The organism is Proteus columbae, assembly GCF_002777965.1.
Classification (GTDB): Bacteria; Pseudomonadota; Gammaproteobacteria; order Enterobacterales; family Enterobacteriaceae; genus Proteus; species Proteus columbae.
Map to the genome: position 1 here is coordinate 1 of NZ_NGVR01000011.1, position 12,949 is coordinate 12,949.

Genomic DNA, 12,949 nt, shown 5'->3' on the forward strand with positions numbered 1-12,949 from the left:
TAGCGCCGATGGTAGTGTGGGGTCTCCCCATGTGAGAGTAGGGAACTGCCAGGCATTAAATAAGACGAGAAAGCCAACCCAGTGGGTTGGCTTTTTTGCGTTTGGGCGTTATATAGCTTATATGTTAGTCGTTAATTAGAAACTGTTGTTACATTCCTCAATAAAATAGCTAATCTTCATGCTGTTAAACACTATTTATGGCACTCCATTAGTAATGTTATCCCAATATAAAGAATCTAATATCACTTAAAATTTAATCCCTAGCGTTCTGATCTTTTTATTACTTGTTATCACTGATGATTCTTATTAAAAGCCGATGGTGGAAATATAAAAAACACACTCTTTATTACGGAGTGTATTTTTTATTTAGATAGATATTTTTAACGAGGATTTTATTGAGGCTCCTGCTCTTCTGAACGCAATAAATCATAGTTTAAGAGATTTTTATTACCATCAATAACTGTGATTGGTGATTTAGGCTGATAACACTCATTTAATGGTGACTGACACTTTTGGGGGGAGTTATGTTCTATCCCAAGCCAGCTACTTAGTAGCCAATAGTTGTTTACTGTTGAATAAGGCTTATTTAACACTTCATTATTAATAATTGGTTTAATAGATGATGGGCTATACCAAATAAACAATGGTATATCATAAGCTTCTTTTCGTGGTGTATTTACACCATGATGATAACGAACCTCTCTATTTTTATCGAGACGCTGTAAAGCGTGATCTGCAAAGTAGAGAATAGAAGCTGGCTTATCTTTGACTCTCTCGATGATGTCATTAATTAATTTATCTGTATAAGCAATAGAGCTGTCATAACAGTTATCATCATCTTCTTGTGTGAACTTCTTTAAATACTGACTTGGAAATCGGTTACAGGCCGGTTCATGGCTACCATATGTATGTAAGATGATTAATTTTTTTTGTGCAGATGGCTCATTGAGAGCTTTGTCTAAATAAGGAAGTAGCTCTTCATCATAACCGATAAATTCATTCCATTTTTTATTTTGAGCCATATTAGCAATGACAGAAATAACACTGGTTTTCTGATTACCTTCACCTTGATTACTTAACCAATATGTTTTAAATCCAGCATGATTGGCAAGAGAAACAATATTATCAGCGTAATGATTTTTATCTTGTAACTGTTCCAACCCTATATTTGAGAGTGAAATTGGTACAGAAAGTATGGTTACTGGTGCCGGAGAATAAACTTGATTGAATAGGATAAGATTACTCTTTTCTTTCATTAGATTAGGTGTTGTATCGTGCGGGTAGCCATAAATTCCTAGATGATCTCTACGAACGGATTCTCCAAGAATAAGGATATAAACCTCTGTATTATCATTCTTTTTATTATATTGAAATTCAACTTTTTGAGAGGCAATTCTTCTAATTTGACGATTTTCATGGAAGGTTCGGACAAGTGCTGCTGCATTATAAAAAGGTGTATTCAGAAGGGTATATTCTGCAAGTAATTTACTGTTGTTATCGTTCCTTAATGCTAAGTTTTTATAAATTGGAATGATGGCTATTAATACAACCAAAGCAGTCATGCTTTTTTTTGTCGTTTTTAGATCATGGACTTGAGCTGCTTTATGGATGAAAAAATAGTAAATGGCAAAAGCACATATATAAAATAAGACATAGTACTTATTATAAGAGAGCATACCGACAGTTTCGCTGCCGTTGGTATTTATAAAAGTTTCAGCAATGGATGACGAAAAGGCAATATCGTGTTCTCGATAGAAAAATAGAGAAATAGAAAGGTTTAAAGACCATAGCGCACTAGTAATAAAGGTTATTATTTTTCCAAAAAGAGAACGATAAATGCCACTACATATCAGTATAAGTAGCCAACCAATAAGAACAATATAGATTTTTTGTTCTATATGCAGCGTTGAACCACCCAATATTGCAGGTGCCATAGATAAGAAAAATAAAAGTGCGTAATGAGTTAATTGGAACATAATCTATTTAAAAACTACCACCTCTTTTTATGTAGAATAAAAAGTTAACCATTTACCTTTTGACAATACAAGCCTTGTTTGGCTGAAGTGAGTCTGAAATTGATGTTGCTATGTTTCTTTCTCACTATTTTGGGATATTGGGTTTTATTAATATGCTATGTATCAGATAAGTTATGTTTATTTTTATTTGTAATTAATTGATTTTAATTTAATTTTTTTCTTTTTATAACAGTAGAATAACTAATAATAAGTTATTTAAATAATCGTATAGATATGTAGTTAAAGTTTGAAAATATTCTAAATAAGTAAATGACAGAAATAGGATCAAGATTTTTATTGTAATGGATAAAAATTATTGGAAATGAATAACCCCAAAGTTGAAATTCACTTTGGGGCTATTTTTATTTAGAAAGGTAACATTATTTCAGGCTGTTAGTGCTGTTTACCTTGTTCAATACCTAAGCCAATCTGAGAACGAATAAACTGGGCTTGGAATTTTGCTTTTTCTTGTTCACCTAAAGATGATTTATCTGTAATAGAGAAAAGCCATGAGATAACAAAAGCAATAATTATTGAGAATAATGCTGGATATTCATAAGGATAGATGGGTTTTTCATGACCTAAAATACTTACCCAAATTGTTGGTCCTAAGATCATCAACGTGACAGCAACTAATAAACCAGACCATCCTCCCGCGACTGCACCTCGTGTTGTCAGACCTTTCCAATACATGGATAACAATATAATTGGGAAGTTACAGCTTGCTGCAATTGAGAAAGCTAACCCCACCATAAAGGCAATATTTTGCTTTTCAAATAAAATACCTAAACCAATAGCGACAATACCTAAGATAACCACAGTAATTTTGGATACTTTTAGCTCTTGCCTTTCATCTGCGTGACCATTTTTAATTACGTTAGCGTAGAGATCATGCGATACCGCAGATGCGCCCGCTAAAGTTAACCCTGCAACAACGGCTAAAATAGTGGCGAAGGCAACGGCTGAAATAAATCCTAAGAAGAAATTACCGCCAACTGCATCCGCTAAGTGAACAGCCGCCATATTGGTTCCGCCAATCAAAGCACCAGCGGCATCTTTGAACACAGGATTAGGGCTAACGAGTAAGATAGCGCCGAAACCAATGATAAAAGTAAGAATATAGAAATAACCGATAAAACCTGTTGCATAGAAAACACTCTTACGGGCTTCTTTTGCATCACTAACAGTAAAGAAGCGCATGATGATATGAGGAAGTCCTGCCGTACCAAACATCAATGCAAGACCTAAAGAGAGAGCAGATATAGGATCAGAAACCAATCCACCAGGACTCATGATAGAGAATCCTTTTGAGTGAACACTAACGGCTTCTTTAAATAAGGTATTAAAATTAAAATCGACAGCTTTCATAACCATAACAGCCATAAAACTTGCACCTGCAAGTAATAAAATAGCTTTAATGATTTGAACCCAAGTGGTGGCTAACATGCCTCCAAATAAAACATATAGCACCATTAGAATACCGACGAGCACAACGGCAATATGGTAGTTTAAGCCGAAAAGGAGTTCGATTAATTTACCGGCACCTACCATTTGTGCAATCAGATAAAGAGCAACAACAACCAGTGATCCAATCGCAGAGAGTGTTCTCACAGGTTTAGGGCTTAAGCGATAGGAGACAACATCAGCAAAGGTATAGCGCCCTAAATTACGTAAGCGTTCAGCAATGATAAAAAGAATGATAGGCCAACCAATCAGAAATCCAATTGAATAGATAAGTCCATCATAACCAGAGGTATAAACTAGAGCGGAGATCCCTAAAAAGGATGCGGCAGACATAAAGTCACCAGCTATTGCCATTCCGTTTTGGAAGCCAGTAATTTTGCCTCCGGCAGTATAGTAATCAGCACGAGAGCGGGTACGTTTAGAAGCCCAATAAGTGATGTAAAGCGTTAATCCTACGAATATTAGGAACATGATAATGGCTTGAATATTCATAGGTTGTTTCTCACCTCCTTCTGTTATTGCGGTAGCGTAAGCAACCGTTGAGAAGAGGAAAAATAAGCTTATTGCATAAAGTAACTTTCTCATTTTTCTACCTCTTCAATAATTTCAGCGGTAAGTTTGTCGAACTCAGTATTGGCTTTAATAACGTAAACGCCTGTTAATAAAAATGAGGCGATGATTAAACCCATACCAATAGGAATTCCTCGTGTAATGTAGCTTCCTTCGTACAGTGGTGTACCTAGCCATTGTGGATAGAACGCAATAAGCAAGATAAATGAGACGTACATAACGAGAGTAATAATTGAAAGTGTCCATGAAAAACGACTACGTTTATTAACCAGTTCTTTAAAGCGAGGGTTGTTTTCTATCTCTTGATAAATATTGGCATTCATCAGAGTTCTCCTCTATATAATTGTTTGGTTTATCACTTGATTTAGAGGCTTCAATCCCCCGCATTTCATGATTTTTAGGTAAGAGAGCCCAGCAAAGGCATTTTTATGCCTTTGCTTTGCCGTATTACGTTTTTTAAATGACAGCTATTTGTTGTGTATTAAGCAGTGAGTGATAGAGACTGTTTTTCTTCTAACAGTTTCTCTACAACACCCGGATCAGCGAGTGTTGAGGTATCCCCGAGGTTAGTTGTGTCGCCAGAGGCAATTTTACGCAAGATACGGCGCATAATTTTCCCTGATCGTGTTTTGGGTAAGGAATCTGTCCAATGGAGGATATCGGGTGTGGCTATTGGTCCTATTTCTTTACGTACCCAGTTGCGAACTTCAGTATAAAGTTCAGGTGTTGGCTCTTCACCGTGATTTAAAGTGACATAAGCATAAATAGCTTGGCCTTTAATATTGTGAGGAATACCAACCACTGCGGCTTCTGCAATTTTAGGATGTGCAACAAGAGCTGATTCAATTTCTGCTGTTCCTAAACGATGACCTGAAATATTCAAGACATCATCAACACGCCCTGTTATCCAATAGTCACCATCTTCATCTCGGCGAGCTCCGTCCCCAGAGAAATACATTCCTTTAAAGGTTGAGAAGTAAGTTTGTTCAAAACGATCGTGATCGCCAAAAAGTGTTCTTGCTTGACCTGGCCAAGAATCAGTAATCACTAAGTTGCCTTCACAAGCCCCTTGTTGTATTTCTCCCATATTATCGACAATTGCAGGCTGAACACCGAAGAAAGGACGTGTTGCGGAGCCAGGTTTTAGATCCATAGCACCCGGTAATGGGGTTATCATGAAACCACCAGTTTCTGTTTGCCACCATGTATCAACGATAGGACATTGGCCACGCCCCATCTTCTGATAGAACCATTCCCATGCTTCTGGGTTAATAGGTTCACCTACGGAGCCTAGAATACGCAGAGAGGTACGTTGAGTACCTTCAATCGCTTTATCGCCTTCAGCCATTAATGCACGGATTGCCGTAGGTGCTGTATATAAGATATTGATTTGGTGCTTATCAACAACTTGAGCCATACGGTTAACTGATGGGTAATTAGGAACACCTTCAAACATAACAGTAGTAGCGCCATTCGACAGAGGGCCATACAGTAAATAGCTATGTCCTGTTACCCAACCCACGTCAGCGGTACACCAATAAATATCACCTTCATGATAATCAAAGGTGTATTTGAAGGTCATTGAAGCATAAACGAGATAACCTCCCGTTGTGTGCAGTACACCTTTAGGTTTGCCTGTTGAACCTGAGGTATACAGAATAAAGAGAGGATCTTCGGCATCCATCACTTCAACATCACACTCAGAGCTGACACCTTGAATGATTTCATCCCACCAAACATCACGTCCTTCAATCCATTGTTCGGTATGTCCTGTTCGACGAAATACCACTACATGATTAATAGGAGGGATATCTGCGTGATTTAAAGCATCATCAACATTTTTCTTTAAAGGAATAGCGCGACCTGCACGTAATCCTTCATCCGCTGTAATCACTAATTTAGCTTTTGAATCAATGATCCGGCCTGCAACAGCTTCAGGAGAGAAACCACCAAAAATAACAGAATGGATAGCACCAATACGAGTACAAGCGAGCATAGCAACTGCCGCTTCTGGCACCATCGGCATATAAATCGCCACAACATCGCCTTTTTTAATACCTAACTTTTTTAATACGTTAGCGAATTGGCAAACATCTTGGTGGAGTTGTCGGTAAGTGATTTTTTTCGACTCATTAGGTGAGTCACCTTCCCAAATAATGGCGACTTGATCACCTCGTGTTTTAAGGTGGCGATCAAGACAGTTTTGACTGATATTTAGCTGACCATCTTCAAACCAGCGAATGCGTACATGGCCTGGGTCAAAAGAAGTATTCTTTACCACAGTATATGGTTTTATCCAGTCAATGATTTTCCCTTTATCTGCCCAAAAGGCCTCAGGGCTTTTGATGGATAATTCATAATCTTTTTGGTATTGCTCTTTATTGATCAGGGCGTGTTCTGCAATGCTTGCAGGAATATGATGTTGGTTTATTTTTGTCATAATAGTTCTCCTCACTATTGTTAATACTATGTCAAAAAGTCGTTAACAAAAGAGGGCGAATAAAGATTGTTTCTTTTTTGCGCAGAAGATCACGAATTAATGGAAATGCTTTTCATGGAATGTTCAATTAGTGCTAAAGCTAGTTGGGCACTATTTATCTACTATTTTCTTGTTTAATAGGATTATCGTTTAATAGAAAGCTTTTAAATTAAAATAATATACTGTTAAAATTAATTTAACCGTGCTGGATAAAAAAACCACAAAAATAACATGGATATGATAATGATTTTCATTAACGTTTTTTTCACTATAATGAAATGAAAAGATAAATCACATGATGTGATCCAAGATAAAACAGCACTGGAGATTAATATGAGCTATACATTACCTGCACTACCTTATGCTTATGATGCATTAGAACCTCACTTTGATGAACGTACAATGGAAATTCACCATACTAAGCATCATCAAACTTATGTGAATAATACCAACACAGCATTAGAAAAATTACCTGAGCTTGCTGGTTTAGAGATTGATGAGTTAGTGAAAAATCTTCATAAAGTGCCTGCTGATCAACGTACCTTTTTACGTAATAACGCAGGTGGTCACTCTAATCACTCATTATTCTGGAAAGGCCTGAAGCTAGGTACTCAATTACAAGGTTCACTAAAAGATGCGATTGAGCGCGATTTTGGTAGCGTTGATGCCTTTAAAGAGTTATTTGAAAAAGCCGCAGCTAGCCGTTTCGGCTCTGGTTGGGCTTGGCTGGTATTAAAAGACGATGGCAAACTTGCAGTAGTTTCTACTGCAAACCAAGATAGTCCATTAATGGGTGAAGAGTTAGCTGGCGCATCTGGTTACCCAATTGTAGGGTTAGATGTGTGGGAACATGCTTACTACTTGAAATATCAAAATCGCCGCCCTGATTATATTAAAGCATTCTGGTCAGTTGTTAACTGGGACGAAGCGCAAAAACGTTTTCAGAGCAAAGCATAATTGAGTAGATAACTTCCTTTCTCTTTTATATTTTCAATGCCGACAAATGTCGGCATTGTTTCTTTTGAACACTATCTTTACTATGAGTTATTCTTTTCTGTTTAGGTAGTGAGCCATGCGTTATTTTCCTAGTGTTTTTATCGGTAATATCACAACAACATCTAATGGATTTACCAGTGCGATCACCAAAAGGCTGGTGGATGGCCATATCAAATTGACATCATTGGGATTAGAAGGTGATGAGCAAGCAGAAAAGAGTTTTCATGGTGGTCCTGATCGCGCACTTTGTCACTATCCTAAAGAACATTATCTTTATTGGGCTGAGCAATTCCCACAGTTGACGGATTTTTTTCATGCTCCCGCATTTGGTGAAAATATCTCAACAACAGGCATGACTGAAGAGAATGTTTTTATTGGGGATATTTATCAATGGGGAACTGCACTCATTCAAGTAACTCAACCTCGTTCTCCTTGTTATAAACTCAATACGGTGACAGAAGTCAGTAACTTTTCACAAATTATGCAAGATAGTGGTTATTGTGGTTGGTTATATCGTGTTGTGAGTACAGGAGAAACAGGCAGTCATCATCCTCTTGTTCTGGTTTCAAGAAACAGTGATATCTCTGTTAAAGAAGCGATTTCGATTGCTTTTCATATGCCTTTTGATGAAGAACTTTATCATCGTCTATTAAGTGCCGCAGGATTATCAGCAAGTTGGAGTAAGACTATGCAGCTAAGACTGCAAAATCAAACAATAGAGAGTTTTGATAGACGATTGTTTAAAGGTTAATTAGTTAACAAATTGATAATTAATGAGATTATTAATACAAATTAGCTTGTAGGCTAATTTTAAAGTTAAGAAAATGGTCTTTTCGAGATCCGTACTATGGGTACTGATGTTGCTAGAGGTGCTCAATGAAATTGAGAAGCCATAAAGAATTACATAATGAGATGATGGAAGATGAAGAATATCGTGTGGCTTGGGATGAAGAAACGCGTAAGGAAAAATTGAAAGATACACTGGTTCATTCAATGGCGTAAACGCGATAAAAAACATCTCTCTAAAAATGAACTGCACCCCAAAAGTTGGACACCAACTTTGGGGTGTTTTTTTTATGTATTAATGACAAATCACGGATGTGCAATAAATCCGATTGCGTCATAAACCTTGTCTAAGGTTGCTTGAGCACGAGCTTTGGCTTTATCTGCGCCTTCTTTCATGATTTTATTAAGTAGCACTTCATCATTACGGAAAGTATTAAAGCGTTCTTGAATATTGGTTAGCATTTCAGAAACGGCATCAGCAACAGCACCTTTTAGATGACCGTACATTTTGCCTTCAAATTCAGCTTCTAATTCAGGAATAGTTTTACCGGTTACACCAGCTAAAATATCCAGTAAGTTAGATACACCTGCTTTGTTTTCAAGATCGTAAATAACACGAGGTGGCTCTTCTGAGTCTGTCATTGCACGTTTGATCTTTTTCGCTGCTGCTTTTGGATCTTCAAGTAATGCGATAACGTTATTACGGTTATCATCAGACTTAGACATTTTTTTAGTTGGATCTTGTAATGCCATCACACGAGCACCGCCTTTTGGAATAAAAGGATCTGGTACGGTGAATATATCGCCATAAATAGCGTTAAAGCGCTGAGCAATATCACGGCTTAATTCAAGATGTTGTTTTTGGTCGATACCAACAGGAACTTGGTTTGTTTGATAAATCAGAATATCCGCTGCCATTAACACAGGATAATCGAATAACCCTGCATTGATATTTTCAGCGTGGCGGGCTGATTTATCTTTAAATTGAGTCATTCGGCTCAATTCACCAAAATAGGTATAGCAGTTAAGTGCCCAGCTTAATTGTGCATGTTGTGGAACATGTGACTGAACAAAAATAGTGCTTTTTTCTGGATCAATACCGCAAGCAAGATAAAGAGCCAGCGTATCTAAGGTTCTTTTTCTAAGTTCTTTTGGATCTTGACGAACTGTAATGGCGTGTTGGTCAACGATACAGTAAATGCAATCATAGTCATCTTGCATTTGTACCCATTGACGTAATGCACCCATGTAGTTACCAATAGTGAGTTCACCAGAAGGCTGTGCACCACTGAATACAATTGGCTTTTGTGCCGTTTTTTCTACTGAAGTCGTCATCTTAATTCTGTTCCACAGTTGTCATTGCGTGATGTCGAGGATTGATAGCAGGTCAGCAAAATTATCGAGAGTATAATCAGGTTTGCTGTCTGCGATAGAGACGCCATAGTTATAGCCATAGGTTAAACCTACGCAAGGGCATTGTGCCTCTTGTGCTGCAATAATATCGTTGCGAGAGTCCCCAACAAAAAGGAGTTCTTCCTTTTTAACACCAAATGTACCCATTGTTAAATATAATGGTGCTGGATGTGGTTTTTTTTCTTTGACATCATCTCCCCCTAGCACTAAGGAAAAATATTTATCAATTTCCAGTTGCTGTAATAGCGGCGCAATAAAGGGTGAAGGCTTATTGGTGACGATACCTAATGGAATGTTATGTGAAGCTAATACTTCAAGCGTTTCTTTGACGTGTGGGAATAAATCACTGCCTGTTTTGACTGAAGTTGCATAATGTTCATCAAAAAGGTCACGCATCTCTTTTAATAAGGTTTCTGTGACATCTTCTACGCCAGCGTTATGCAAAGCGCGCGTAAGTAGCATATCAACGCCATTACCCACCCAAATTGTGACATTATGTTTACCAGCAGGTGCAAAACCTTTTGATGTTAATGCGTAATCTGTTGCTTCTGTTAGTCCAACAGCGCTGTCAGTGAGTGTGCCATCAAGATCAAAGGCGATAGCACGAATGCCTTTGAGTTTTTTGTCTGTCATTACGATACCTTTTTTAATTCACGGCGCATATTGTCAATAACATGCTTATAATCTGGTTGGTTGAAAATAGCTGAGCCAGCAACGAACATATCTGCACCTGCTTGGGCAATTTCAGCGATATTATCGACTTTAACACCACCATCAATTTCTAAACGAATGTCATAACCACCATCATCAATCATTTTACGAACTTGGCGTAATTTATCGAGGGTGTTAGGAATAAATGATTGACCACCAAAGCCTGGGTTAACAGACATCAGCAGAATAAGATCCAATTTATCCATTACATAATCGAGATAATTTAATGGGGTTGCTGGATTAAGCACTAAGCCTGCTTTACAACCACAATCTTTTATTAGTTGAATTGTACGGTCAACGTGGTCACTGGCTTCAGCGTGAAATGAGATATAAGTTGCACCCGCATTTGCAAAATCAGGAATGATACGGTCAACGGGTTTAACCATTAGATGAACATCAATGGGCGCTGTAATACCGTAGTTGCGCAGAGCCTTACAAATTGGCGCACCAAATGTCAGATTAGGAACATAGTGGTTATCCATAACATCAAAGTGGACAACATCTGCGCCAGCTGCAAGTACTTTTTCAGTATCTTCACCAAGGCGAGCAAAATCAGCGGATAAAATAGAAGGGGCAATCAGAAAGTCTTTCATCGCATTCTCCAGACAACACCCCCATTGTCGGGAGGTGTTAACGATTATTTATATAAGGCAAGTAATTCGTTCACTTTGCTACGACCAAGTGTGTTACTACTGATTGTTCTTCTGACTTTCACACTGTGTAGCTCTTTTGCGTCTACATACCACTCTTTTGTTAACGCAGTCTCATGATTTGATATTAACACGGGTATCTGTCTCTCGTAAGCCAGCATTGAGGCAAGTTGAGCCAGATGTTCCTGCTCTTGAAAACTAAAGCTATTTGTATGGTATGACGTGAAATTTGCAGTCGGTGATAATGGTGCATAAGGCGGATCGCAATAAACGACGGCACCTTTTTTTGCATTTGTCATAGTTGATGAATAGCTTTGGCAAACAAATTCGGCTTTTTGTGCTTTTTCAGAAAACCAAATTAGCTCTGCTTCAGGAAAATAAGGTTTTTTATAACGACCAAAAGGGACATTGTATTCACCTTTTGAATTATAACGACACAGCCCATTGTAGCAATGACGGTTAAGATAGAGAAATAACACACTACGCTGATAAGCGTCCGTTGAACGATTAAATTCTTGTCGTAGTTGGTAAAACTCTTCTGCGATATTCATTTGAGGGGTAAATAATAAGCGAGCATCCTTCATAAATTTTTCAGGATGTAGCTTTACCGTATTATAGAGATGAATTAGATCACTATTTATATCGGCAAGAATATATGAATCGTATTCTGTATTCAAAAAAACAGAACCGGCACCCATAAAAGGTTCAATTAAACAATTACCCTCAGGCAGATGACGTTTAATGTCATCTACCAAAGGATATTTACCACCAGCCCATTTTAGGAATGCGCGTTTTTTTTTCATGCCGTCCAAATTTCTCAATCGTTTCAGAGTCGCCGATTGTACTCTGTTTCAGACAGCATATCAGCGGTGAACTTCGTCTTAATTATTTTTTTAGATCCTGATGAACATGTTTCATCGGTCTAACCCAAGGTTGTTTTGCTTGTACTGGCGCTGGTAAAGAAGAAACAGCCTGTTTGGCTTCGCTTATATTACGATAATTTCCATAGATGAGTACATACCATGGATTACCATTACGCTGTGTTTTGTAAATAGCGTAGTTTCCATTGAGGTTCTTTTTAGCGAAAGCCTCTAAGGTATCTTGGCGACTTGCACCACTTAATTGCAACGTATAGTTAGTGGCAGGGATAGTGCTTAAGTTACCTGCTGATAATGAGCCTGAAACAACAGGTTTAGTCGTTGCAGGTTTTGGTTGCGTTGTTGCTGGTGGTGTGACCGGTTTTGTCGGCGGTGTTTTTACTTCTGCCGGTTTTTGTACGGGTTGTACAGGTTTGGTGACCGGTGGCTGTGTAACAGGCTGTGCAGGATTTGGTTGTTGAGCATTTAATTGCTGATTAGTCGCTTGATTAATGCCTGCTTGTTGTTGATTTAAAGAATCAACGATATCTCCTGGGATCTCAACACGTTGACCTTGCGAATCAATCATTGGAGGTAAATTTTGTGAAGGTGGTGTTGCTGGCTGTATATCTTGCCCAGAAATAGCTTGAGGTGTTGATGGCTGACCATTTTCTGAAGGCGTAACGGATGACGGTTGTTGAGACAGGTCGATATTTCTTTCTGTATTGGTCGAAGGCGTAGGCTCAGTTGTTTCTGGTGATTTTAATGCTGAACTTATTGCGATGATTAGCAGAATAAGGACTAAAACACCTACACCAATCATCATCTGTTGACGGGATACAGAGAATCGTGCGTTTTTTAATGGATTGCTACGAGGTCGGTTGGTTCGACGTTCAGGTCTATCCGATGTATCAGGTGTGAGTGAATTATTACCCTTGGTTTCATTATCAGGTTTGAACTCGTCCATTATGCCCTCCGTCAGAGCGTCAAAAAGCGAAAAATATTCTA

General features: G+C 38.2%; 12 protein-coding genes. 3 read left to right on the forward strand and 9 right to left on the reverse strand.

What is annotated here, in order from left to right; genetic code table 11:
- Positions 1-392: 392 nt before the first annotated feature.
- From CBE70_RS05280 to acs, 4 genes are all read right to left on the reverse strand, one after another.
- Positions 393-1,976, reverse strand: coding sequence for a phosphoethanolamine transferase (locus CBE70_RS05280; RefSeq protein WP_100158517.1), 1,584 nt, complete (start codon positions 1,974-1,976; stop codon positions 393-395).
- A gap of 432 nt (positions 1,977-2,408) precedes the next feature.
- Positions 2,409-4,064, reverse strand: a complete 1,656-nt coding sequence (locus tag CBE70_RS05285) for a cation acetate symporter (RefSeq protein ID WP_100158518.1) — start codon at positions 4,062-4,064, stop codon at positions 2,409-2,411.
- Entirely contained in the window at positions 4,061-4,372 is a 312-nt protein-coding gene (locus tag CBE70_RS05290) for a DUF485 domain-containing protein (protein ID WP_100158519.1), read from the reverse strand. The genes CBE70_RS05285 and CBE70_RS05290 overlap by 4 nt, the downstream gene beginning before the upstream one ends.
- A gap of 158 nt (positions 4,373-4,530) precedes the next feature.
- On the reverse strand, positions 4,531-6,489 hold the full coding sequence (gene acs, locus CBE70_RS05295) for an acetate--CoA ligase (protein WP_100158520.1): 1,959 nt from the start codon (positions 6,487-6,489) through the stop codon (positions 4,531-4,533).
- A gap of 372 nt (positions 6,490-6,861) precedes the next feature.
- Between acs and sodA the strand changes: the two genes are divergently transcribed.
- From sodA to CBE70_RS18475, 3 genes are all read left to right on the forward strand, one after another.
- Entirely contained in the window at positions 6,862-7,485 is a 624-nt protein-coding gene (gene sodA, locus CBE70_RS05300) for a superoxide dismutase [Mn] (RefSeq protein WP_075672604.1), read from the forward strand.
- 115 nt (positions 7,486-7,600) lie between these two features.
- Positions 7,601-8,275, forward strand: coding sequence for a 6-hydroxyaminopurine reductase (gene yiiM, locus CBE70_RS05305; RefSeq protein ID WP_100158521.1), 675 nt, complete (start codon positions 7,601-7,603; stop codon positions 8,273-8,275).
- A 125-nt stretch (positions 8,276-8,400) separates the two neighbouring features.
- Positions 8,401-8,526 (forward strand): hypothetical protein, encoded by a 126-nt coding sequence (locus CBE70_RS18475; RefSeq protein WP_408634001.1) that lies wholly within the window; start codon positions 8,401-8,403, stop codon positions 8,524-8,526.
- A 90-nt stretch (positions 8,527-8,616) separates the two neighbouring features.
- On the opposite strand, the gene trpS is transcribed toward CBE70_RS18475, so the two are convergent.
- The 5 genes from trpS to CBE70_RS05330 all read right to left on the reverse strand — a co-directional run bounded on the left by trpS (position 8,617) and on the right by CBE70_RS05330 (position 12,908).
- Complete coding sequence (trpS, locus tag CBE70_RS05310; protein WP_100158522.1) at positions 8,617-9,645, reverse strand: tryptophan--tRNA ligase; 1,029 nt, start codon at positions 9,643-9,645, stop codon at positions 8,617-8,619.
- Positions 9,646-9,666: 21 nt separating this feature from the next.
- On the reverse strand, positions 9,667-10,356 hold the full coding sequence (locus CBE70_RS05315; protein ID WP_100158523.1) for a phosphoglycolate phosphatase: 690 nt from the start codon (positions 10,354-10,356) through the stop codon (positions 9,667-9,669).
- On the reverse strand, positions 10,356-11,027 hold the full coding sequence (rpe, locus tag CBE70_RS05320) for a ribulose-phosphate 3-epimerase (RefSeq protein ID WP_100158524.1): 672 nt from the start codon (positions 11,025-11,027) through the stop codon (positions 10,356-10,358). The genes CBE70_RS05315 and rpe overlap by 1 nt, the downstream gene beginning before the upstream one ends.
- A gap of 44 nt (positions 11,028-11,071) precedes the next feature.
- Positions 11,072-11,887, reverse strand: a complete 816-nt coding sequence (gene dam / locus CBE70_RS05325; protein ID WP_100158525.1) for an adenine-specific DNA-methyltransferase — start codon at positions 11,885-11,887, stop codon at positions 11,072-11,074.
- 82 nt (positions 11,888-11,969) lie between these two features.
- Positions 11,970-12,908, reverse strand: coding sequence for an SPOR domain-containing protein (locus tag CBE70_RS05330; protein WP_100158526.1), 939 nt, complete (start codon positions 12,906-12,908; stop codon positions 11,970-11,972).
- Positions 12,909-12,949: the final 41 nt, after the last annotated feature.

Bases quoted from the DNA above. Each gene is read 5' to 3' on its own strand.
- CBE70_RS05280 (WP_100158517.1), bottom strand. From the start codon at position 1,976: ATGTTCCAATTAACTCATTACGCACTTTTATTTTTCTTATCTATGGCA.
- CBE70_RS05285 (WP_100158518.1), bottom strand. From the start codon at position 4,064: ATGAGAAAGTTACTTTATGCAATAAGCTTATTTTTCCTCTTCTCAACG.
- CBE70_RS05290 (WP_100158519.1), bottom strand. From the start codon at position 4,372: ATGAATGCCAATATTTATCAAGAGATAGAAAACAACCCTCGCTTTAAA.
- acs (WP_100158520.1), bottom strand. From the start codon at position 6,489: ATGACAAAAATAAACCAACATCATATTCCTGCAAGCATTGCAGAACAC.
- sodA (WP_075672604.1), top strand. From the start codon at position 6,862: ATGAGCTATACATTACCTGCACTACCTTATGCTTATGATGCATTAGAA.
- yiiM (WP_100158521.1), top strand. From the start codon at position 7,601: ATGCGTTATTTTCCTAGTGTTTTTATCGGTAATATCACAACAACATCT.
- CBE70_RS18475 (WP_408634001.1), top strand. From the start codon at position 8,401: ATGAAATTGAGAAGCCATAAAGAATTACATAATGAGATGATGGAAGAT.
- trpS (WP_100158522.1), bottom strand. From the start codon at position 9,645: ATGACGACTTCAGTAGAAAAAACGGCACAAAAGCCAATTGTATTCAGT.
- CBE70_RS05315 (WP_100158523.1), bottom strand. From the start codon at position 10,356: ATGACAGACAAAAAACTCAAAGGCATTCGTGCTATCGCCTTTGATCTT.
- rpe (WP_100158524.1), bottom strand. From the start codon at position 11,027: ATGAAAGACTTTCTGATTGCCCCTTCTATTTTATCCGCTGATTTTGCT.
- dam (WP_100158525.1), bottom strand. From the start codon at position 11,887: ATGAAAAAAAAACGCGCATTCCTAAAATGGGCTGGTGGTAAATATCCT.
- CBE70_RS05330 (WP_100158526.1), bottom strand. From the start codon at position 12,908: ATGGACGAGTTCAAACCTGATAATGAAACCAAGGGTAATAATTCACTC.